13 protein-coding genes are annotated in these 23,446 nt (G+C 53.1%); 8 read left to right on the forward strand and 5 right to left on the reverse strand.

Translation table 11 applies throughout. The features are described 5' to 3' along the window. Positions 1-277 precede the first annotated feature (277 nt). The 3 genes from HCG48_RS23255 (at position 278) to ptsP (ending at position 6,451) form a co-directional block, all read left to right on the forward strand. Positions 278-2,200, forward strand: a complete 1,923-nt coding sequence (locus HCG48_RS23255; RefSeq protein WP_168571302.1) for an ABC transporter ATP-binding protein — start codon at positions 278-280, stop codon at positions 2,198-2,200. A 244-nt stretch (positions 2,201-2,444) separates the two neighbouring features. Further along, a complete protein-coding gene (locus HCG48_RS23260; RefSeq protein WP_168571303.1) occupies positions 2,445-3,896 on the forward strand; it encodes a bifunctional orotidine-5'-phosphate decarboxylase/orotate phosphoribosyltransferase in 1,452 nt (483 codons plus the stop codon). A gap of 86 nt (positions 3,897-3,982) precedes the next feature. Further along, a complete protein-coding gene (gene ptsP, locus HCG48_RS23265) occupies positions 3,983-6,451 on the forward strand; it encodes a phosphoenolpyruvate--protein phosphotransferase (RefSeq protein ID WP_168571304.1) in 2,469 nt (822 codons plus the stop codon). On the opposite strand, the gene HCG48_RS23270 is transcribed toward ptsP, so the two are convergent. Then, positions 6,444-9,317 (reverse strand): zinc-dependent metalloprotease, encoded by a 2,874-nt coding sequence (locus tag HCG48_RS23270; RefSeq protein ID WP_168571305.1) that lies wholly within the window; start codon positions 9,315-9,317, stop codon positions 6,444-6,446. The two genes, ptsP and HCG48_RS23270, sit on opposite strands and share 8 nt — an antisense overlap. A 620-nt stretch (positions 9,318-9,937) precedes the next feature. Between HCG48_RS23270 and HCG48_RS23275 the strand changes: the two genes are divergently transcribed. From HCG48_RS23275 to HCG48_RS23295, 5 genes are all read left to right on the forward strand, one after another. Then, entirely contained in the window at positions 9,938-10,948 is a 1,011-nt protein-coding gene (locus tag HCG48_RS23275; RefSeq protein WP_168571306.1) for a DNA cytosine methyltransferase, read from the forward strand. A 154-nt stretch (positions 10,949-11,102) separates the two neighbouring features. Next, positions 11,103-12,170, forward strand: a complete 1,068-nt coding sequence (gene dhaK, locus HCG48_RS23280) for a dihydroxyacetone kinase subunit DhaK (RefSeq protein WP_168571307.1) — start codon at positions 11,103-11,105, stop codon at positions 12,168-12,170. Positions 12,171-12,249: 79 nt separating this feature from the next. After that, a complete protein-coding gene (gene dhaL / locus HCG48_RS23285; RefSeq protein ID WP_168571308.1) occupies positions 12,250-12,906 on the forward strand; it encodes a dihydroxyacetone kinase subunit DhaL in 657 nt (218 codons plus the stop codon). Positions 12,907-12,989: 83 nt separating this feature from the next. Further along, positions 12,990-14,027: a tRNA dihydrouridine synthase DusB gene (dusB, locus tag HCG48_RS23290; protein WP_168571309.1), complete on the forward strand. Its 1,038-nt coding sequence runs from the start codon at positions 12,990-12,992 to the stop codon at positions 14,025-14,027. A 151-nt stretch (positions 14,028-14,178) separates the two neighbouring features. Beyond that, positions 14,179-14,667 (forward strand): gas vesicle protein K, encoded by a 489-nt coding sequence (locus HCG48_RS23295; protein ID WP_168571310.1) that lies wholly within the window; start codon positions 14,179-14,181, stop codon positions 14,665-14,667. A gap of 9 nt (positions 14,668-14,676) precedes the next feature. Here the strand turns inward: HCG48_RS23295 and HCG48_RS23300 are convergent, their stop codons facing one another. The 4 genes from HCG48_RS23300 to HCG48_RS23315 form a co-directional block, all read right to left on the reverse strand. Then, positions 14,677-15,108, reverse strand: a complete 432-nt coding sequence (locus HCG48_RS23300) for a hypothetical protein (protein ID WP_168571311.1) — start codon at positions 15,106-15,108, stop codon at positions 14,677-14,679. Positions 15,109-15,186: 78 nt separating this feature from the next. Then, a complete protein-coding gene (locus HCG48_RS23305) occupies positions 15,187-16,704 on the reverse strand; it encodes an MBOAT family O-acyltransferase (RefSeq protein ID WP_168571312.1) in 1,518 nt (505 codons plus the stop codon). A 341-nt stretch (positions 16,705-17,045) separates the two neighbouring features. Next, positions 17,046-19,820, reverse strand: a complete 2,775-nt coding sequence (locus HCG48_RS23310) for a zinc-dependent metalloprotease (protein WP_246259718.1) — start codon at positions 19,818-19,820, stop codon at positions 17,046-17,048. 412 nt (positions 19,821-20,232) lie between these two features. Further along, a complete protein-coding gene (locus HCG48_RS23315; protein ID WP_168571314.1) occupies positions 20,233-23,289 on the reverse strand; it encodes a DUF1574 domain-containing protein in 3,057 nt (1,018 codons plus the stop codon). Positions 23,290-23,446 lie beyond the last annotated feature (157 nt).

The raw sequence follows: 23,446 nt of genomic DNA on the forward strand, positions 1-23,446 counted from the left end.
TCCGGCGTTGGACAAGTGGCGCGCGATCGCTCGCGGCGGCAGCTTTCCAACATTACGATAGAATTTTATATCAAAAGTCCCCTCGGATCTACGATTTTGTTGGAGAATCTATCTGTGGGTAGAGAATTGGGCGATCGAGAGCGCCCCCGTAGATCCCACGGTGTCGTTGAGATTTTAGCGTTGAGATGGACTGGGGAAGCAGTTCCGATGCCCGCGCTGCGGACGCGGGACTCGCGGGTTTTGCTAAAATCCTCTCAAATCCACCCGCATACACTTCATGAGTGACACGGTTTTAGACGTTCGCAATTTGCAGGTTCAATTTGAAACCGACGAAAAACTCGTTACCGCCGTTAACGGGATTTCATTCGAGGTCCGGCGCGGTCAAACTCTCGGGATTGTCGGCGAGTCCGGTTCCGGAAAATCGGTGACCTCCTTAGCCGTGATGGGATTAGTCCCCAATCCCGGCAAAGTCGCCGACGGCGAAATCTGGTTTCGCGACGACGCCGCCGCCGACCCGGTGAACTTGCAACGCCTGTCACGGGAAGAAAAACAACCCTATCGCGGCAGTCGGATTTCGATGATTTTTCAGGAACCGATGAGCGCCCTCAATCCGGTCTACGATATCGGTTTCCAAATGACCGAAGCCATTTTAATGCACCAAAAGGTCTCGGTCTCGGAAGCCCGCAGACAAGCGGTGGCGCGCTTGCAAGAGGTCAAACTCCTCCCGAGTGACGAACAGTTGCGCGACCGTCTCGAAGGGCGTGAGGGCATGAGCGAACGCGAGATCGCCAGCGCCATTAACGATCGCAAACTCGCCATCCTCAAACGCTATCCCCACGAACTCTCCGGCGGTCAAATTCAGCGCGTGACGATTGCTATGGCGATCGCGTGCAATCCTACCCTATTAATAGCCGACGAACCGACCACCGCCTTAGATGTGACAGTTCAAGCCTCGATTCTCCAATTATTGCGGGAGTTGCGCGACGCCCGGGGCATGTCGATGATCTTTATTACCCACGATTTGGGCGTGATTGCGGAAATTGCCGATCGCGTGGCGGTGATGTATCGCGGCAAAATTGTCGAGTCCGGTTCGGTGCTCGATATTTTTGCCCAGCCCCAACATCCTTATACAAAAGGACTGTTAGCCTGTCGTCCCCAACCGGACAAACGCCTGGTTTACCTGCCCACGGTGGCCGATTTTATGGAAGAGGTAACCGACGACTCCGGGGAAGTGGAAATGCGATCGAAATCCCCCGATCGATCGCCGACCCCGGAAGCGGCGGCAGCAGTGGCAACCCCTACAGAAGTCCCCCCTACAGAAGTCAGTGCTGTCGAGAGCGATCGCCGTTTGAGTCAATTGCAAGAACGCGGGGTGTTACTCTCGGCAAATAACTTGCAAGTCGCCTTTCCTATTCGCGGTATTTTCGGCGAAACGCAACGCTATTTTATGGCGGTTAAAGGGGTTTCCTTCGAGGTCTATTTAGGCGAAACTCTCGGTTTAGTCGGCGAGTCCGGTTGTGGCAAAACTACCTTAGCCCGCAGTTTGTTGCGCTTGGTAGAACCGACGGGAGGCGAGGTCATTTTTGACGGCAAAAATTTAATCGATTTAGAGGGGTTATCCCTGCGCCAAGTGCGCCAACAAATGCAAATTATCTTTCAAAATCCCTTCGGTTCGCTCAATCCGCGTATGAATATCGGCGCCTTGGTGATGGAACCGTTGCGGATTCATTTTCCCAAGCAGAAAAAGGCCACTCACCGCGATCGCGCCGCCTATTTGTTGGAACGAGTCGGGTTAAATCCGGAGTTGATGAATCGCTATCCTCACGAGTTTTCGGGCGGTCAACGGCAACGGGTTTGCATTGCGCGGGCTTTGGCATTAAATCCGAAGTTTATTATCTGCGACGAGTCGGTTTCGGCGTTGGATGTTTCGGTGCAAGCCCAGGTACTCAATTTATTAAAAGAGTTGCAACAAGAGTTCGAGTTGACTTATATCTTTATTTCCCACGATTTAAGTGTGGTCAAGTTCATGAGCGATCGCATTATGGTGATGAATCAGGGGAAAATTGAGGAAATCGGCCCGGCGGAACAAATTTATCGCCAACCGCAACAAGCCTACACGCGATCGTTGATCGATTCGATTCCTACGGGGAGTTTGGAACGGATTAAAGAACAACAAGCGGGTCGTCAACTGTCGGCTTAGTTGTGATTGTGTTGGAGGTTTTGGATCCGACGATCGCGGGTTTAAATCGGGTCAAAATCTACCCATCGGGGGGTATTCTATCAACATCAAACTTTTAAGGGTAATTCACTCCAATTCAGTACAATTCAGTACAATTCAGTACAATTAAGTCCAACTTCAGGGCGAGGCGAGACTCCAAGGGGGCCGTTTCGCGATCGCCCGGGAGTCGAGCAGCCCTCTCTCATTTTTTCTCACTTAAATCGCGATGAATTTTGCTGAAAAATTACAAACCGCCATTGACTGCAATCAAAGCCTGTTGTGCGTCGGACTCGATCCGAGTGCGGAAACGTTACCGTCTCGTTTCGGTTCCCCTCGGGATCTCGACGAGTTAGTACAAAAGTGCGAAATTTGGTTGAAAGAGGCGATCGCTCACACGAAAGATGCGGTTTGCGCCTACAAGCCGACCTTGGGATTTTACACTGCTTTGGGGCCGCCGGGAATGGCCTTACTCGAACGCATTTTAAGCCGGATTCCCTCGGAAATTCCGGTGATTTTAGACGCGAAACACGGCGATCTCAACAGTAGCACGCTGTTGGCACGCACGATTTTCGATCGCTGGCAGGTCGATGCGGTGACCTTGAGTCCCTATCCCGGACAGGATTTAGCGGCGCCGTTTCTCCTCTACCCGGATAAGGCAATTTTCGTCCTCTGTCACACCTCGAACCCGGCGGCGGTGTCCCTACAGGAGTTTCCCAATGCTCAAGCCCCTTTTTACCTGCATTTGGTCGCAGAAGTGCAAACCTGGGGAACTCCGGAACAGGTGGCGTTAGAAGTGGGAACGGCGCAACCGGAAGCATTGGCGCGGGTACGGGCGATCGCCCCGGAAAGACCCCTGTTACTTCGCAGTATTTGGGCGGAAGGGGGCAATTTAGAGGATATTTTAGCCGCAGGCTTGAACGCGACCGGGGCCGGGGCGATCGTGCCGATCCCCCAAGATTGGCTCGCCAGTCCGAATTTGAAGGCTTTGGTCGCCGGATTGCGCGAAACAGTCAATCAAGTGCGAATTCGCCTCCCTCACGAGGTGCAAGCCTGTCCGGTCTGGTTGCCGGATCTGCCGCCGGGCGATCGCCATCCCCACGGGGATTTGATCTTACAACTCTACGATATTGGTTGTATTTTATTTGGCGAATACGTACAAGCTTCGGGATCGATTTTTCCTTACTATATCGACTTACGAAAAATTATCTCGAATCCCCAAATTTTTGATAAAATTATTAATGCTTATGCCGAAATCGTCCGAGACTTAAAGTTCGATCGGATCGCCGGAATTCCTTACGGCGCCTTGCCGACGGCAACGGGATTGGCGTTAAAGTTAAATCATCCGATGATTTTTCCGCGCAAAGAGGTCAAAGCTCACGGAACGCGGCGTCTGGTCGAGGGGAATTTCAACCCAGGAGAAACCGCAGTGGTGATTGACGATATTTTAATTTCGGGAAAAAGCGCGATCGAAGGGGCTCAAAAGTTAGAATCGACGGGGTTGAAGGTGGAAGATATCGTCGTGTTTATCGACCACGAAAAAGGAGTGAAAGACCGCTTGAAACAGGCGGGATATCGCGCTCATTCGGTGTTGTCGATTTCGGAGATTGTCAAAACTTTATACGATCTCGGTCGGATCGATCGCGACCAATTCGACGCCTTGAATGAAGGAGACGATTAAAAAAAATCCTCCTTGTCGATGCCGTCGAACCTCCCAAACATCCTCTCGGAACATCGCGATCGGCAAATTGATAACACAAAAGGGTTATGGTTGGAATTGTTATTGTTTCTCACAGCGAGAAATTAGCCGCCGCCGTGCGAGAACTGACACGGCAAATGGTCGGATCGGCAGTAGAGATCGCGATCGCGGCGGGGATTGACGACCCGGAAAATCCCTTTGGAACCGACCCGATGCGCGTGCTGGCGGCGATCGAAGCGGCAGATCGCGGCGAGGGAGTATTGCTGTTGATGGACTTGGGCAGTGCGGTGATGAGTGCGGAAATGGCCTTAGAATTTCTAGAGGCCGATCGCCGTTCCCGGGTGCAATTGTGCGAAGCTCCCTTAGTCGAAGGGGCGATCGCCGCCGCCGTGGCAGTCTCCACCGGGGCGAACCTCGATCGCGCGATCGCCGAAGCCCGCAGCGCCCTGACCCCGAAAGCCTGCCAACTCGGAATCGAACCCGCGTCCCCACCCGCGCCCAACGCCGCGACGGGGGAGCCGACCTCACAACTGCGCCTCACGGTCTGCAACCGCCTCGGCATTCACGCCCGACCCGCCGCCCTGTTCGTCCAAATCGCCTCACAATTCACCGCGTCGATCGCCGTCACCAATCTCAGGCGCTCGTCCGAGGCGATCGACGGGAAAAGTATCATCCAACTGATGACCTTGGGGGTGCGTCAGGGGGACGAAATCGCGATCGCCGCCCGGGGAATCGACGCCGGGAACGCCGTGCAAGCCTTGAAAGAACTGATCCAGTGCAACTTTCACGAAGGGGACGCCGACGTCCCGGAAGTCGCCACCAGCGCGCCGACAGTCCCGACCGGGGAAGGGGTTCAGGGAATCGCCGCCTCGCCGGGAGTCGCCCTCGGGCCACTCGTTCGCTATCACCCCGTACTGCCGGAAGTGCGCGAAGCCATGGCAGAAGACCCGGAAAGTGAGTGGGATACGTTGCAATTGGCGGTACAAAATGCGCGCCGTCAAATGCAAATGCTCGCTAATGCCATGTCTTCCCCGGAAACTGGGGCGATTTTCGAGGCCCATCAGTTATACTTGCAAGATCCCTACCTCTGGAAAGGGATCCGTCACGATATTTTCGTGGAAAAATACGGGGCGATCGCGGCGTGGAAGCGGGCGATCGACGAGACCGTAAGGCGCTATCAAAATCTCGACGATCCCTATCTCCAGGCGCGATCGAGCGATTTAAACGATATCGGCATTCGCGTTTTGCGCGCCTTATCCGGCAATAGTAGCGTCCGCCTCGAACTGAGGGATCCGGGGATTTTGCTGACGGGAGACCTGACCCCTTCGGAAGTCGCCCAACTCGATCCCAAAGTGATTTTAGGCATCTGCACCACCGGAGGCAGTGCCAATTCTCACAGCGCGATTTTAGCCCGAAACCTCGGCATTCCGACGGTGATGGGACTCGGCGATCGCCTCGCGGGGGTTGCCGACGGCACCGAAATCGCCCTCGACGGCGACACGGGAGAAGTGTGGGTCGAACCCGATCGCGATCGCCGTCGCACCCTCGCCGCCAAACGACAGGTGAGCGAATCTCGGGCGATCGCCCCCTCGCCGACCCAAACCCGCGACGGACGGCGCGTTACCCTCCTCGCTAACGTGATGGGCGTCCCCGATGCCCAACTGGCGCGCAATAGCGGCGCCGAAGGGGTGGGCCTGTTGCGAACCGAGTTTTTTTATTTCGATCGCCCCCTTCCCCCCGGCGAAGAAGAACAAGCACAAGTCTATCGGGCGATCGCCGATATTTTCAAAAATCGCCCCACGGTGATTCGCACCCTAGATGTCGGCGGGGACAAACCCCTACCCTGGTTGCAGTTACCGCCGGAAAATAACCCCTTTTTGGGCTTGCGCGGCATCCGCCTGCTCCTCGATCGCCCGGATCTGTTTAAAACCCAGTTGCGCGCAATTTTAAAAGCCAGTCACGGACGCCAAATTAAAGTGATGTTTCCCACCGTCGCTACCTTAGCCGAATGGCGCGCCGCCAAAGCCCTGCTCGATCGCGCCAAAGCCGAACTCGACGGGGAAGACCGGGCCTACAACCGGGCGATCGCCGTGGGGATGATGGTCGAAATTCCCGCCGCCGTGGCGATCGCCGATCGCTTCGCCGCCGAGGTAGACTTTTTCAGCATCGGAACCAACGATCTGACCCAATATTATCTCGCCGCCGATCGCACCAACCCCCAAGTGTCTCCCTTCGCTAACGTCCTCGAACCGTCCGTGTTGCGAGCGATCGCCCAGACCACCCGCGCCGCCGGGGCTGTAGGAGTTCCCGTCGCCGTCTGCGGCGAGTTGGCTTCCAATCCGGCGGCGGTCCCCCTTCTCGTCGGTTTGGGCATCGCCGAATTGAGCCTCAACCCCCGGGCGATCGCCGCCGTCAAAGCCGCGATCGCCCGTTTTAGCGTTCCCGAAGCCGAGGCGATCGCCGCCACCGCCTTGCAACTCGATTCTGCCGAAGCCGTCCGCAACTTCCTCCAGCAGCAGTTTTCCGCCCTCAGTTAGCAGGTTTGTGCACGACCTCTTTCGCCCGCATCGGCGCTTCTAGTGCTTTGGCAATGCGATCGCGTGCTTCTTCTAAATGAGCCCGAGTTTGCACGTCCAGCCGTTTACCCTCCTTATCCAAACGGCGATCGATCGCCGCGTGCAGGTCTCGCAATTGGTAGCGCGCCAAAGCCCGGGCATCTTCCGGCGGATCGAGGGTGCGCAAGGCGATTATCAAATCTAAAAAGCTGGTCGCCTCCATTGCCGCCTCGATATTCGTTCGCAAGGCCATGTGCAGCAGTATATTTAAGTGTTCCCGTTGCAAACCGCGCCGCAACACCGTAATTTCCCGACGCGGATCGCGATCGTCGGACAGTTCGCTCCAAATTTGCGCCTGCAAGGTCTCGAACAGTTCTCCCAAGCGCAGACTGTCCCCATTGGGATTGCTCAGTTCCCCGTCGCGCAAGCGATTGAGCCGATCTGTAGAGAGTAAGTTACTCAGAATTAAGGTTTGGTGTCCCAAGAGGCGATCGAACAAGGGATAGTCCAACCGTTCCCAGACGATCCAATTGCCCCAATGATCCCAGCGATCCGGCGCCAAACGGGCGATCGTTTCCGGGGAAAAGTTAAAGGCATCTTCCGCAAACACGCGATCGCCGATCGCCGCCAGGGCTTCCCGTTGTCGTTCCACGGCGATCGCTTCAAACGGCGGTTTGGCCCCCGGATCTCCCGCATGGTGGCGGTGGAAACGTTGACCGCCGATATAGCGCGTGAGGTCGTAAGCGTAACCGAAATAGTAATTTAAGACCATGTGGAAGCGATCGCGCAGTTCGCTGTAACTTTCTCCCGGAAGGGGGTATCTTCGATCCAATTTGTCCCACACTTGGCGGGCGTTATCCATTTGCCATTGGGAATAGCGCAACGGATCGCCGCTCAAATCCCACAAGTTACTATCGGGATAGACTAAATCCATGCTGTCTTCGTCGGTAGCATACTCTAAGCCCGGTTGCGGCGCGCGGCGGGCGATCTCTTGCAGCACGTCCCATTCTAATTCCGGCGTGGGGGCGTCGATGGGCCGATAGCCGTATTCCACCACCCAGCGATCGTAAGGACCGACGATAACCGGGAAGTAGTCCCCTTGTTCGACCCCTTCCGGGGCGATATTGACCGCCACGTAGTCCATCACCGAGCCGACCATGCCCTCGTTGCGCGTCAGCAGCACGTTGTTTAAGTCTTCCGGCATACGCCAGGTGCTACCTTGGAAGTTGTGGCGCAATCCCAACACGTGACCGACCTCGTGAGCGGTCAGCCAGCGCACGAACTGATGCACGTACAGTTCCATTTCGTCCTGATTCGGTAGCACGTCGTGTAAGGTACTCAGGGCTAAGGCGCCGAAACGGGCTTGGTTGGTCGCGGCGAGGGCGAAGCAAGGACGGCGATCGCCTCGAATTTGTGCCAGGGCGCGCAGTTGGGAAAGGGACGCCGGGTTGGATTGTTGCAGTTGGGCGGCGATCGGACTCGGGAGCTGGCGATCGACGAAGTGAGAAATTTCTGCCCCCAGTTCGCAGGTGAGGGGATTGACGAGGGCGCGATCGCCATCGGCCAAGGCCCCGTATTGTTCCCGGATCTGTCGCACGATTCCCCCATCTAAAATGACGTCGGCGTCCAAGATTTCCCCCGTTAACGGGTTGACCCGCGACGGCCCGATCCCGGCAAACCAGGAGTCGAGGGTATTCGACCAGACGATAACGTTGTATCGCACGTCTGCCGGATCCCAGTCCGGGCGATCGGGCATTTGTCGCGCCTCGATCGCCCCGATAAATCCCGCTTGCTCGAAAGCGTCATTCCACATTAAAATCCCCTCGCGGATGGCGTCGCGATAGGGGAGGGGAACCGCGTTGTCTATCCAAAAGACGATCGGCTGTTTTGGCGGCGATAGGGGCGCGCTGGGGTCTTGTTTTTCTAAGTGCCAGCGATTGATATAGTTGACGAACGGATCCGGTTTGCGCGAATTGGAGAGATTTTGATAAGTCGTGAGAAAATAGCCGAGGCGATCGTCTGCCAAACGCGGACGATAACCGTTGTTCGTCGGTAAGAGCGATAAACTTGTGCGAATTTTTAATTGAAAGGCGCGCGAGTCGGGAACCGTCGCCGGACCCAACCAGGACATCGGACCGGAAAAGCCGTAGACCGTCTCGATTTCGGCATTTTCGGGGAAACCTTGGACGCGATCGAGATAGGAGGTTTCGCTATTTAAAGTATACATATCTCCTAAGCTCCAGGCGATCGCCGTGCTCAAACTGCCCCCCTCTCCCATCAAAAAGGGTTTGAAATCGACTAACAAGCTGTTTCGTTCCGGATGAATACTGGTTAGAGGTAAGGTGTAAATCGGCGAATCGCTGAACGAGCGATCGCGCGATCGCCATTGCGGATCTCCCGCTTGGGTACGAAATAAAGTATTGGGAACGACGACATCAATTTTATGATTTCTGCGTTTAAATTGAAAGATAAAATCGGAAAGGGGTAAGCCACGATAGAGTCCGAGGGAACCAATTCCCGAAGAGATTGTCGCGATCGCCAGGAAGTTGCGATCGAGCTGTTCCGGTTGAATTTCTAAATAGATCTCTTCTTTTTCTACATTTCGATAAAAGGTTAATAAGCCTTCAATCTTTTCTAAGTCCTTCGTCACTTCATCGAACGGCTTTAAGGGGGATTCGTCCTCGGATTCTTCTTCCGTTTCCGAGGACGAAGATTCCGTATTTTCAGCCAGTTCTATCGGAACCTCAAAGCGCGGCGATTTCCCTTCGCGGAAGATGCGGGCGCTAGCAGACACACCCACTTCTAACCATAAGTAGATTCCCGCGATCGCCAAAGACAAAACTTTCATTGTTTACAACCCCTTTTGCTGCTTTTTATCCCCTTCTTTACCCGGGATCGTCCTTATTTATCTGGAGTTTTACTCATCTAGGTCAATTGTAGTCGTTGCGATCGTCATGACACGCAAAATTTTAGCAATTATTAACAGGACGTAGATCTCGCCCGCTTAAGTGCGATCGTACTTCAGTTGTTAACGAAAATGCCTCCGACCGTCTCACTCAGCAAAATCTCAGGATTTTCTCAGATGAATTTTAGCTTAAAATTATTCTTTTTTAAGCTTTGAGCGTTAACTTGATATTTAGAGTAAAGTCAAACCGAACAATTCGGACTGAACTTAACTGAAGATAACGGCGATACCAGCTTTGAATCAGCGATTCCGGTAACCTGTGGTATAGTTCGCCACCGAAAGATTATTGGAGCTTTCGTGGAGACAGACCACAATCAACGCCTCGATCTTGATAAAAAGTTAGGTTTGATTTTTTCCTCGTGCAATTCCTTTAATTGGTCTAACTTACAGCTCGCTGCGGCGAGCTTTTTTATAGCCGACAATTGCGCGATCGCCCCCGTTGCCCTACCCTAAAAGTAGACCCGCGATCGTCGTCTACTATCCTTGTCTATCATCGTCTATTCATGACCTCCAGCATCTGTCTAACTCGCCTAAATTATCTGGACTATCTCGAAACAGAATTAACCCTTCCTCCTCCTGGCGACTCTCAACCTTTAGTTATCGACTTATTCGCCGGATGTGGCGGATTTGCCCTCGGATTTGAAGCTGCCGGATTTCAAACCATCGGTTACGAACAATCTGCCCAAGCCTGTCAAAGTTACCGTCAGAATTTAAACCGTCCTTGCCATCAAATGACACTGACTCCCGAAACTGAATTAAAATCGGGAGCAACTGTCATTATCGGCGGTCCCCCCTGTCAACCATTTAGTGTAAGCGGACATCAAAAAGGACTCAAAGATAGCCGCGACGGCTTCCCCATTTTTCTCAATGCCGTTCGGCGCGATCGCCCAAACATTGCGATTTTTGAAAATGTTAGAGGAATGCTTTATCGCAATAAAACTTACTTTCAAGAAATCGTAGAAACTCTCAAACAATTAGATTATCAAGTCGAATATCAAGTCTTAACCGCCAGCGATTACGGCGTTCCCCAACGCCGCCAAAGACTTTTTTGCATTGCACATAGAGGCGGTTGGCAATGGCCGACAAAAAGCCACGATCGCCATCCTTATACGGCTGGCGAAGCCTTGGTAAACTTAACGTTAACTATTCCTAAAAATGCTAAATTTCTTACCTGCAGCATGGACCGATATATCGAAAAATACGAACGCGCCTCGAACTGCGTCCGACCCCGCGATCTTCATTTAGATCGTCCCGCGCGAACGGTCACCTGTCGCAACCTCGGCGGCGCCACGGGAGACATGCTCAGAATTCGTTTACCTGACGGACGACGCCGCCGCCTCACCGTTCGCGAAGGTGCACGCCTGCAAAGTTTCCCCGATTGGTTTACGTTCAAAGGTTCTGAGGAAAATCAATACAATCAAATTGGCAATGCCGTCCCGCCGTTATTCGCCAAAAAATTAGCAACCGAAGTTAAGAATTACTTAAATCTTTGTTTTTACAAGAGTCTTGCATGAAAGATTTTTTTATTTTATCGCTCTTTCATCAAAAATATTGCCTGGTTCGATCGAGCATTTAAGTTTCTAGGCAATTCAATCAAAATTTGCTATATTAAAAAGTCAATAAGATTCTCCAAATAAAACACCGATTGTTTCACTGAATCCCAGAAATATGAAAAAGCTGATTAACAACCCGGATGACTTCGTGCGTGAGAGCTTGGAAGGGATGGCACTGGCTCACCGCGACCTGATTCGCGTTCGTTTCGAGCCACACTTTGTTTACCGTGCCGATGCTCCAGTGCGGGGTAAAGTCGCGCTGGTCTCTGGTGGGGGAAGCGGACACGAACCGATGCACGCCGGATTTGTCGGTCCGGGAATGCTCGATGCGGCGTGTCCGGGGGAAGTGTTTACCTCGCCGACGCCAGACCAGATGCTAGAAGCGGCCAAAATGGTCAATGGTGGCGCTGGAGTGCTAAATATCGTTAAAAACTATAGCGGCGACGTGATGAATTTCGAGATGGCTGCGGAATTGGCGATCGCCGAAAATATACCCGTTCTCAATCTCCTCATCGATGACGATGTAGCGGTGAAAGATTCCCTCTATACCCAAGGACGGCGCGGGGTGGGAACGACGGTGTTAGCGGAAAAGATTTGCGGTGCGGCAGCCGATCGCGGCTACAATCTCTCACAATTGGCTGATTTGTGCCGTAAAGTCAATCTCAACGGACGCAGCATGGGCGTCGCTCTCACTTCGTGTACAGTTCCCGCGAAAGGCTCCCCGACGTTCCAACTCGGCGAGGAAGAAATGGAACTGGGGATCGGGATTCATGGAGAACCGGGACGGGAACGAATGGCGCTCAAATCCGCCGATGAAATTACCGAATTACTGACCGTTTCTATTCTCGAAGATCGTAATTATCGGCGTACCGTTCGCGAATGGGATCTCGATCGCGGAGAATGGAGCGAAATTCAATTAACCGATCCGCCGTTAGAAAAGGGCGATCGCGCGATCGCCTTCGTCAACAGTATGGGAGGTACGCCGCTATCGGAATTATACGTCATTTATCGCAAGCTCGCCGCAATTTGCGAAGCCAAAGGAATCGCGATCGTTCGCAATTTGATCGGTCCTTATATTACCTCTTTGGACATGCAAGGATGCTCGATTACTTTGCTGAAAGTCGATGAAGAAATGGTCGATCTTTGGGATGCTCCCGTCAAAACGGCGGGATTGAATTGGTAAACCCCGCAATCGCCCTTTGAACGATCGTGAATTTTGCAGCAACACATTATCAATCTTACTCATAAATCTATACTAGAAGATGGAAGAAAAAGTTAGTCAAACTCAAATTGTTGATTGGTTTGAAAAAATTGCCGAAACAATCGAAGAAAACAAAGACTATTTAACCGAACTGGATGCGGCGATCGGAGATGCAGACCACGGCATCAATATGGATCGCGGTTTTAAAAAGGCGATCGCCCAACTTCTTCAAAATCGGAATAGTGACATTGGCACTCTCTTAAAAACCATCGCCATGACCCTCATTTCTTCCGTCGGTGGAGCGAGTGGCCCGTTGTACGGTACCTTGTTTTTACGAGCTAGTAGTGCAGTGGCAGGAAAACAAGACCTAACCGCTCAAGATTTAGCCAACTTACTACAAGCGGGAAAAGACGGCGTCATTCAACGAGGAAAAGCCAATCTCGGCGATAAAACGATGCTCGATGCCTTGTCTCCAGCCGTGGAAACTTACACGACGGCGATCGATCAAAATCGCAGTCTCGTAGATGCCTTACGCGAAGCCGTTTTAGCTACAGAAGAAGGGATGAAAAATACGATTCCGCTCGTGGCTAAAAAAGGACGAGCCAGTTATCTTGGCGAAAGAAGTGCGGGACATCAAGACCCCGGTGCGACTTCTACTTATTTAATTTTACGTTGTTTGCTTGAGGTATTAGAAAAGGAGCGATCGAAAAATGTATAGAAATTCAAAATTGCGATAAGTACGACAATCAGCTAAAAATAAAGGTCAGAATTCTTTAAATCTTATTCATCTTTTCGATCCTCATGCCCGTTTTGTCCCCCGAACTGCAACAACGCCTCTCGACTCCCTTAAAAATTGGTTCCGTTGAAGTCACCAGTCGCGTCCTGCAATCACCTCTTTCCGGTGTCACCGACCTGGTATTCCGGCGCCTGGTGCGTCGCTACGCCCCGGAATCGATGCTCTACACCGAAATGGTTCACGCAAGCGGCTTGAAATACGCCCGGGAGTTGCCGAAAATCATGGAAGTCGATCCCCGAGAACGCCCCATCAGCGTGCAGTTGTTCGACTGTCGCCCCCAGTTTTTAGCGGAGGCGGCGGTGATGGCGGTGGCGGAGGGCGCCGATACGATCGATATCAATATGGGCTGTCCGGTGAATAAAATCACTAAAAATGGCGGCGGTTCGTCCCTGTTGCGAGACCCGGACACGGCGGCGGCGATCGTGCGGGAGGTCTCCCAAGCCGTTTCTGTCCCGGTCACGGTGAAAACCCGGATTGGTTGGTCCGACGACGAGATTAATATTCTCGATTTTGCCCGCCGTTTGGAAGATGCGGGGGCCCGAATGCTGACCCTGCACGGTCGCACTCGCGCTCAAGGGTATAACGGTCAGGCAAATTGGGAGTGGATTGCTAAAGTGAAGGAGATCCTCTCGATTCCCGTGATTGCCAACGGCGATATTTTTTCTGTAGAGGCGGCGGTACGCTGCTTGCAGTTGACCGGGGCCGATGGGGTGATGTGTTCGCGGGCGACGTTGGGTTATCCGTTTTTGGTCGGGGAAATCGACTATTTTTTAAAAACAGGTCGCGAACGTCCCGCACCGACATCGATCGAACGGCTGCAATGTGCGAAAGAGCATTTAATCGCACTAGGGGAGTATAAAGGTAAGCGCGGCGTGTACCAAGCGCGCAAGCACATGACCTGGTATTGCAAGGGCTTTCCCCATTCGGGCCCGTTGCGCGATCGCCTCGCCCGGATTGATAGTGTAGAGGAAGGGTGCGCCCTCCTCGACGGCGCGATCGCCCAGTTGCAAGAACGAGGGAGAACGGGGGCGATCGCCAGTTAAGGGAATGACCCGTGGCGCGGGCATCTTGCCCGCTTCTAGAGCATAACTGCCAATCTAAAATCTAACATTTAAAATCTCTTGCGAGTCACCTTAATTCATTTATTCGTCTATTTTTTCATTAATTTGTTCATCTTCAACCATCGCGAAGTTCATGAGTGAATCCGAACGATCGACCGATGCCATCATTGCTCGAACCTCAAATCAACAAACCTCAAATAAAAAAGATGCCGGATTGGCTTCTTTAGTACTTACCCTAGTCGAACTGATTCGGCAGTTGATGGAAGCTCAAATTATCCGCAGAATGGATGAAGATTTACTCACCGAAGAAGAACTCGATCGCGCGGGAACGAGCTTGCAAAAACTCGAAGAGCAAATTCTCAATCTCTGTGAAATTTTTGAAATCGACCCCCAAGATTTAAACTTGGACTTGAACGAATTGGGAACATTGTTGCCGAAAGAAGGAGGCTATTATCCCGGACAAAAAAGCGAGAGTCCTTCTATTTTAGAAGTTTTAGACCGCTTACTGTATAAAGGAGTTGTCCTCGAAGGAAGTGTCGATCTCGGTTTGGCCGATTTAGACTTAATCCAGGCAAAATTACGCCTCGTCCTCACCTCGCGATCGCTGTCGGGTCACTCCTAAACACGGGGCTTAATCTCCTGTAACGCCGTAGTCTACCTCATAAAATGGTTCGTCAGATTCCAAACAATTTCTGAGAATTTCGGGTTCCGATTCTGAGATTTCATAATCCGCTTTGTAGGAGATTAAATCATCCGGCATTCCGAATAATAAGGTTTCCGAATCTGGCTGACTGACGACAATTCCTTGAAAACCATTGACGCGATAAAACCCTTCTCGGGTCGAATCCGGTTCGAGGGAAGCTACTGCGGAACCATTGGAGGAAGACCCCATGTAACAGGCGCGATCGCCGCGAACGGTAATTTGGATATAACGAGAACCGCCACCCCAATACAACCCATCTTGTAATGGAATCGTTCCTAACGATTTAGGGATGAATGTAAGCGTACCGAGTAGGGTCATTGCGAACGTCGAACCCATACGCCAGAAGCGATCGCCTTTCATCGTCGAAACTCCTTAGATGAACTCAAATGAACTCAAGAAAATGAACTCAAAACGATCGATCGAGAACCGATCGCCCCTTTAGAAATCAAAGTAGATATATGGCAAACTTCCTTCGGGGGCAAACAACCAAACCACGTACAAACAGACTGGAACTAAAGCCATTTTGAGCGGCCAATTAATTTGCAAGCGCAAACCACGTTCGATAAAATAACTTAAGAACATCAACAGCCACAAACTGCCGAGAACTAACGCCAATTCGAGGCGATCGATTCCCAAAGTTTCCAGATACACTTTTTCGCTAAATTGTACGTCTGGTGCATGACCCCATAAGTGGGAAATTGCCCACCCCGAATCTTTCAGTTGGGGAAGACGGAAGAAAATCCAAGAGAAAAACACCATCAATTGGGTTGAGAACCAGGCGACGACGATTCCAGGGATAGTTTTCCACCATTTAGCGAGCGCCCCAACCTGTTTTGATAGGGATTCACTCAAGCGATGTACTACCAAAGCTGCCCCATGCAATCCCCCCCAAACGATAAAGCCCCAGGCGGCGCCGTGCCAAATTCCGGCGACTAACATTACGATCGCCAAATTCACACAAGTGCGTGCCAAACTGACCCGAGAACCGCCGAGAGGGAAATACAAATAATTGCGTAACCAGTCTCCTAAAGACATGTGCCAGCGACGCCAAAAATCGGCAATACTGGTACTTAAATAAGGAAAATTAAAATTAGGAGGCAAGTTAAACCCGAGAAGCATGGCACTGCCTCGGGCAATATCGACATAACCGCTAAAATCTAAATAAAGTTGCAAACCGTAGGCGATCGTTGCCAACCATAAATCCTCGCTTCCGGCGCGTTGTAAGTTTTGAAAACTTAAATCGACATAAATCCCGAGGCGATCGGCGATTAAGCCTTTTTTAACCGCCCCACAAGCTATCCACCACAACCCCTCAACCCATTGATGTGCTTGGGGAAAAATTAAGGTTTTCAGTTGCTTGGAAAATTGATGATAGCGGGTAATCGGGCCGGAAATCAGTTTGGGGAAAAATAACTTATAAGTGGTGAATTGTAATAACTTTTGGCTGGCGGGCGCGCCCCGATATACGTCAACGAGATAAGCAATACATTCAAAGCTAAAAAAGCTCAACCCCAAGGGGGCGGCAATATTGGAATCGACCCAGGTAGCGACTTCTCCCGCTTGTTGGATACCGAAGAGATCGCGGACGATCGTTAAGAGAAAGGGAATGTATTTAAAACTGAGTAATAAGAAGACATTAAAGAGAATCCCGATCGCCAATAACAGCGATCGCCGTCGGTTCCAATGAGTTTGAGCAAAATACTCTTGTTCCGTTGAAATTTTGACAGGCCCGATGTGAATGGGAGTAGGAGTATTTTGGGCGATCGCCAATCCCAAGCGATAGTTAATCCAAATGCCGATTAAAAGTAAAGGAATATATTGAACTTGTAAAGACGCATAGAAAATCAAACTCGCCAGAGAAAGCAGTAACAAGCGCGATCGTTGTTTGTTCGCCGTCCAATAAATCGCCAAAAGGCTCGATAAAAATAGGGCGTAAACGATGGAGATGAAAGTCATCTGATGTTAGATTTTAGATTTTAGAGTTTAGATTTTACAGCACTCGGGCGTCTGATAAAGTACAGTGCCGATCGCGCTATCCCCCCTTCGCCCCCTATCCCCCCTTCGCCCCCCTTTCAAAGGGGGGTTGGGGGGATGGTTGGGGGGATTTCGGGGGGAACGAGTAGGGGTTTGGTCACCAAACCCCTACCTGGCGAGGGGGATTTAGGGGGATCTAAATGTCTTACATAGCAGAGGAAAATGCTGTAGATTGAAACCACTAAAAAAGCCTGTAGGGCGGGCAAACTAACATCTAAATGCCCGCCTCCAGGGAACCCCTTCAACTGCCCTCTCCCAAGGACCTAAAACGACTGAATCTGTGCGTCTAAGGTCTTATCAATACGGGCGCGGGTTTCTTGTAAATGCGCCTTGCTAGCCGTCTCTAAATGTTTGCCGCGTTTGTCCACAGTTCGATCGATCGCCTCGCGCAGTTGTTTTAACTGATACCAGGCTAACGTCCGGGCCTCTTCGGGAACGGGCGATCGCCGCAACACCATATTCATCAACAAACCGAGATCCTCCCGTTGTAACGAACGGCGCACGCTCGAAATTTCCGTCAAACCGTCGCGATTGTCAAGCACTTCCGTCCAAATCCCCCGTTGGAGGGTATCGAACAACTCCGTTAACGTCAGGATTTCTCCCGGTTGCGCCTTCAACTCCAAATCGTGCAGGCGCGTCAGGCGTTGGTCGGACAGCAGAGCCCGTAAAACCAGACGCTGCAACAGCAAAATCCGTTGGTGAATCGGGTAATCCAGGGGGAACACAATCGGCAGACTGCCCCAGTGATACCAGCGATCGGGGGCTAATTTATTGAGCAATTGGGGCGGAAATTGGAGGGCGTTGTCGTCAAAGACGTATTCTTGCAGCAATGCCAAACTTTCTCGTTGTTTTTCGATCGCCACAGGTTCAAACGGCAAGCGTCCTTCCCGATCCCCCGCGTGGTTGCGATTGAACCACTGACCGCCGACGTACAAGGTCGCATTCATGACATTGCGGATGTAGAAAAAATACACCATGTCAAAAATTTCGCGCACCTCGCTGTAACTTTCCCCGGAGACCGGATAGCGCTTGTCCAGACGTTCCCACATCTCGCGGGCGTTGTCGAGTTGCCATCGGGAAAATTGCAGCATATCGCCACTCATGTCGAACAAATTCGCCCCCGGATTGAGGATATCCATCGTATCCTCATCCGGTGCGTAAGCGAGTTCCGGGTCGCCAGCGCGACGGGCGATCGCCTCTAAATCCCGGCGTTCTAACGCCGTAGACATCGCCTCAAGCGGCTTGTAACCGTATTCGATCGCCCATTCGTCGTAAGGTCCGACCACCACCGGATAAAAATCCCCTTGTTCCACCCCCGGCGGCGCCAAATTCACCGGAACGTAATCCATCACCGAAGCGACCAACCCTTTCGTGCGGGTAATGCTGCGATCGTGCAACTGTTCCGGCGCCAGCATCGTACTACCGTGGAAATTATGCCGCAATCCCAACGTATGACCGACCTCGTGGGCCACTAAAAAAGTCAGGTACTGATTGAGATAGGTTTCCATTTCCGGGCCACTGGGTAAGGCATTGTGGAACATCGACAGCCCCAGGGACCCGATCGCGAACTGCTGGGGCGCTTCCATGCCGTAGCACAAATCGTAACGCTCCATCATGTCGGCGACAAAACCTTTGAGAGGCGTGGGAACCGCCGTGGCGCGCCGATCCGTTGCCCCCTCACTCGTCGCGATCTCCATATCCCCCGTAATTCCGGGCAAACAGAGCAGGTCGTTGCCCAACGTTTTACCTAAAAACTGAGTGCTGGCGGTCGGTTCTTCCCCGACCCAATTGCGAAATTCTTTCTGAATCAAGCGGACAATATTGCCGTCAATTAAAATATCCGCATCTAAAATCTCTCCCGTGAGCGGATTGACCCGAGACGGGCCGATTCCGGCAAACCACGGATCGAACGAATTCATCCAGCGAATCGTATTATAGCGGACGTCTGCGGGGTTCCATTCCGCATCGTCGGGCATTTCCCGCGCTTCGATCGCATCGATAAATCCCGCTTTTTCAAATGCTTTATTCCACGCCAAAATCCCCTCGCGGATCGCGTCGCGATATTCCACGGGAACCGTATTTTCGATCCAGAAGACGATCGGTTGTTTGGGAGGGGAAAGGGGGGCGTCGGGATTTTGTTTTTCTAAATGCCAGCGATTGATATAGCGGGTAAAGGCTTCTTTACGGTTTTCGTCGGCATAATCGCGATAGGCGGTGATGAAATAACCGATGCGATTGTCGGCGAGGCGGGGACGGTAGCCGTTGTTTTCCGGTAAGGCGGAAATACTGTAGTTGAGGCGCAGGGTAAAGCCGCGATTGTCGGGGAGGGCTTCTAAGTTGGTAAAGCTATCTTCACCGCCTGTATAGCCGTAAACGGTTTCGATTTCGACATTGAGGGGAAAGGTTTGCACCCGGGAGAAGCGGGATTGTTCCGGGTCGCGGACGTAGGACCCGCGCAGCATAAACGGAATCATCGCACTCAACCCACTGAGGTCGCGACCGTCTAAGAGGAGGGTGTTTAAGTCAACGAGGAGGCTTTGGCGGTCGGGATGAATGCTTTTGATGGGGAGAACGGCGAGAACGGAATCGCTGAAGGAGCGATCGAGCGATCGCGCCATGGGATCGCCGGGACGGGTGCGAAAGTAAACGTTACGCACGACAAATTCGATTTTGTCGTTGACCCGATGGAAGTAAAAGAGCAAGTTTTGCAAGGGCATCCCGTCGAACAATCCCCGTTCGCCAATTCCGGACGCCAGGGAGATCGCGCAGAGGAAGTTTTTATCGAGTTGTTGGGGTTGGAGTTCGAGGAAGAGGGCGTTTTTCTTGTCGTTGCGATACAGGGAAAACAATCCTTCTTGTGGTTCGGTATCGGCGATCGCCTCGTCGAATTTTTCGAGGTTGTCTTCTAGGTCGTTAGTTTCGGAATCGTCGTCGGCGGCGGATTCCGGGCTTTCTACGGTTGGGGGTTCGGTCTCGGTCTGTCCGGTGACTTTAAAGGGAACCAAACTCCAGGCGATCGGTAGGATAACGAAGGCCAAAAATAAAAGTAGAAATTGCCTGAATCGATGTGGCCATCGAGACTGGACCGGGGTGCGATCGCGCGGGCGAATCCCCCGGACAAACTTTCGTAAGTGTGCGAAATAAGACCCCAATGTTCTGATCATTTGCGGTTTGAGTATACAAATAGCTTTCCGATCGCTCGGCGGTGGTTTCGATCCCTCGGGGGCGATCGGACGGTAACGAGCGATCGCCCCCGAGGGTAAAGATATCACTTAGAACTAAAAAGAGGATGACCTGTCGGAATGTGCTGAACATTATCCCCTCAACGGCTCCTCGCAGGGCGAAATCTTTCAGTTCGAGGAAGGCGACGCACCCGAGCTAGCAAACCTCGATTTTTCTTAACCTTATTGTAAAGATTTTCGGAGGCGATCGCCCGTCCCTGCTCCGATCCTACTGAGTTCGCGGCCAGGGAATCATCGGATCTTGCGACAGGTGAACCGAGACTTCGTAAGCGCCGTAGCGGTTGAGGTGACTCGGATCGGAAAAATGCTCGTTTTGTGACGGCCACAAATCGCTCAAGTCCCGGAAGTTAAACCCTTGATTTTCAATCGACAAGCGCAGCATGTAGGTTTGAAATTGGTCTTCGTATTCCTGGCGCACCGGATCGAGATATTCCTCGGTGAGGGGTAAATTAATAAAGACCACGGGAATTTGTTGCGCTTGGGTTAACTCCAGCAAATTTTTGAGCGCTGCGGTTTGAATCCCGTTGAGTTGGAACGATTCGTAATCCGCATCGTAATCCCCAGAGACCCGAGCGTGTTTTTCGTAATAGGTATTGGGATCGAAGCGAATCGATAAGGGTAAAAAGCCGTTGGGTTGGGTGCCGAGTAACAAGTCCGAACTCGATCGCGCCAAGGCTTGACGCCGTTCTGGGTCGATGTCGTTCCCGGCAGCTATTTCCGGGGTTTCCGCCACCGTCGGGGTGGCGCCGTCGTCGTTCGAGGGGGCGGCGAGTTGGGAAAGCATCTCGGTGGCGGCGGCGTGGAGGCGATCGCGTCGGGGGTAAATGGCCGATCGCCCCGCCAGCGCGTCGTTGAGCCAGTCGTTCAAGTTCTCGTAACTGTGTCTGAGTGAGAGTTGTCCTTTTGCCGTCGCCGCCAGGGCCTCACTGAGGGACGCCAGGGAGCGATCTCCGCGATCGTCCGCACTTTCGGGCATCGCGGGACGAACCCCGCGCTGGATTTCCCGGTAACCTTCGGAAGCGACGATCGCCTCGAAAGTGCGATCGTCCCGCCCGCTATTAAACGCCCGGGCGCCGTCGGCCCATAAAATTAATTTCGGTAACTGTTCCACGGGAATCAACTCGCGCACGATGAAATCGACCACTTGCGCCGTGGCGCCGTTGACGCCGAAATTAAACACGTTCAAGTTGGGATAGCGATCGGCCAATTCTTTTTCTAAATTCACCGGATCCACCCCCCGCAAGGCGCGGGAACTGCCGACGATCAGCACGTCCGGCGTTCCTTCCCGGGCGACAAATTCTAAATAACTGGCGATTTGTCGGTCTAACTGGTCGCTATTGAACGAGGGAAACTCGTAACTGAAGCCCTCATCTGCCGCCGTTTGGGCTCGGGTAAAACCGGACTCGTCGAAAACCGCATTCTCGGCGTTGGCGTCGGTGGCGGGCGCTTCCGGCGAGCTGACCTCGAGCGATCGCCCCTCCGTCGGTTCTCCCTCGGTTTGGGTCAGGGCGATCGCGCCGTCGCTGCTTTCCGGTGGCGGCCACGACTGGCCCCCGAGGAAGCGGTCCGCTTGTACCACCAACAACAAGCCCAACGCGCCCCAAACCAGGGCGATCGGCGTCCGGTTGGTGTTTCCCGTGGGAATTGCCTTTTGGGTGACGAACAGACCCGTTTTCAGCAACGCCCGCGCCAGACCCTTGCGTTTCGATCGCGGTTGGTCGCTCGCAGGGGTAGGGGTTTTAGTCAGACAGGCTTGCAAGTCGTCTTGGGTAAAGTCCGGATGCAGGATCAGCCCGCCGGGTTCCGGGAGCAAGTCATTACTGTCGGTTTCGCTGACAGCAAACTCCGGCGCCGTTTCGGTCCGAGCCGATCCGGCGCTGAAGTCGGTAGCGTGGCGCCATTGGGGGTGTTTTTGTCCGGCGCGGCGTCCGTAGAGGCGCACTCCGGCGAACGCCTCGATATCGAGTTGGCGCAGGAATTTGGCAATTTTCGGAGCCAATTCGCTTTGTTGGGGACAGATCGGAGCGTCGAGCATCACGTGGAGGATGTCCCCTTTTTGGCGCAGGGAGACGCGAATCCCGCCAGTGGCCAATTTGGTATCGAGATCCGGGTTGAGCAGGCGATCGAGTAAAAATTGGAGGGCGTCAAGATTGCCCTGACGGGCCAGTTCCATCGACGAGAAGGACAAGTCGGGATCCCGAGCTGCCCCGATCTCGATCCAGTCCACCCACAGGGGCGGAGCTTGGGAGTGCTGCGCACTTTGCAGGGGGTCGCGACAGCCGTAGAGGGTGGCGGCGTGAATGCCTTGGGGGGCGATCGCCTCCAGTACGGGAGTAATGGCGGCGATCGTCGTTTCCTTGTGGATTTTGAGGTTTGCCGAGTCGAAGTTCTCGACCCGGTCGGGATTGGCGTAACCGCAGAACAAGTGCAAGGTGGACTCTTTGAGAACGCCGGAGACCCGTCCCCCGGTTTTGAGCAAGGCGCGATCGAGCAGTCGGGCGATCGCCTGCACGTCCCCCCATTTTGCCCAGGTTTGCAACATCGTCGTCGCCGGAGTCAGATCCACGCGCAGGATCCATTCCGGCTTGTTTTCCCCACGGACTTGTCCGAGAATCACCGCATCTTGGAAGCCGTCGAGTTCGAGGTCGCGCACTCGTTCCGCCACGGGTTCGGCGAGCAGGGACGGCTCGGGAATGTACCCCGACTGACAGAAGATCCAGAGGCGTTGGGGCGCCGGGGTCGCTTCCGGGGCTTCGGACTTGCGAGTTTTGACCTCCGAGATCGTCACCTTGACCGAGACGCCGAAGACGCTGAGGGTTTCGCTCAAATAGCGTTCGACCACCTGCACCAATGCTCCGTGTCCGTCGCGATCGCCCCGGCGGGACAGTTGGCGCGCCCACCGTTGGAGGCGGTCGGGGGCGGGTGGCGCTCCTGCCTCTTCCGAGGGCGGTGTAGGGGCGGTGCTGGCGTCGTCCACGCGATCGCGGACTTCCGGATTTTGGGGATCCAGACGCACGGTCCACAGGGGTCGTTTTTGGCCGAAGGCGCGACCGTAGAGAAAGACCTCGTAAATTTGGGGCCGGTCCGGAGGCAGCAAACTTTGAAGCGCAGTGGTTTGCAACCCCCGAGCGAAATTCGACTCGACGATCGCCCTCGGCGGACAAACCGGGCCTTCACAGAGTAGGTGTAAATTGTTGCCGCGAATTTGCACCTGAAGCTTTAAGCCCGGAAGCTCCAAGGTTTTAGCGGCCCATTGGATTAACATTGACCGACTGTGTGTTTCCACCCCTTCGTGAGTCCTTAACATTGTCGGTGTCGATTCCCCGATCTGCGTCATCTGCTCCTTAGAGATAGCATATCTCAGACCGAAGTTGACAGCGAAGGCGGGGTCAGCCCGGAGATCGATCTTCTACAGCACCGAA

This window comes from Oxynema aestuarii AP17, from assembly GCF_012295525.1.
Taxonomy (GTDB): Bacteria; Cyanobacteriota; Cyanobacteriia; order Cyanobacteriales; family Laspinemataceae; genus Oxynema; species Oxynema aestuarii.

What these genes read in the sequence shown, in the direction of transcription:
- HCG48_RS23255 (WP_168571302.1), top strand. Translation starts at nt 278, where the DNA reads ATGAGTGACACGGTTTTAGACGTTCGCAATTTGCAGGTTCAATTTGAA.
- HCG48_RS23260 (WP_168571303.1), top strand. Translation starts at nt 2,445, where the DNA reads ATGAATTTTGCTGAAAAATTACAAACCGCCATTGACTGCAATCAAAGC.
- ptsP (WP_168571304.1), top strand. Translation starts at nt 3,983, where the DNA reads ATGGTTGGAATTGTTATTGTTTCTCACAGCGAGAAATTAGCCGCCGCC.
- HCG48_RS23270 (WP_168571305.1), bottom strand. Translation starts at nt 9,317, where the DNA reads ATGAAAGTTTTGTCTTTGGCGATCGCGGGAATCTACTTATGGTTAGAA.
- HCG48_RS23275 (WP_168571306.1), top strand. Translation starts at nt 9,938, where the DNA reads ATGACCTCCAGCATCTGTCTAACTCGCCTAAATTATCTGGACTATCTC.
- dhaK (WP_168571307.1), top strand. Translation starts at nt 11,103, where the DNA reads ATGAAAAAGCTGATTAACAACCCGGATGACTTCGTGCGTGAGAGCTTG.
- dhaL (WP_168571308.1), top strand. Translation starts at nt 12,250, where the DNA reads ATGGAAGAAAAAGTTAGTCAAACTCAAATTGTTGATTGGTTTGAAAAA.
- dusB (WP_168571309.1), top strand. Translation starts at nt 12,990, where the DNA reads ATGCCCGTTTTGTCCCCCGAACTGCAACAACGCCTCTCGACTCCCTTA.
- HCG48_RS23295 (WP_168571310.1), top strand. Translation starts at nt 14,179, where the DNA reads ATGAGTGAATCCGAACGATCGACCGATGCCATCATTGCTCGAACCTCA.
- HCG48_RS23300 (WP_168571311.1), bottom strand. Translation starts at nt 15,108, where the DNA reads ATGAAAGGCGATCGCTTCTGGCGTATGGGTTCGACGTTCGCAATGACC.
- HCG48_RS23305 (WP_168571312.1), bottom strand. Translation starts at nt 16,704, where the DNA reads ATGACTTTCATCTCCATCGTTTACGCCCTATTTTTATCGAGCCTTTTG.
- HCG48_RS23315 (WP_168571314.1), bottom strand. Translation starts at nt 23,289, where the DNA reads ATGTTAATCCAATGGGCCGCTAAAACCTTGGAGCTTCCGGGCTTAAAG.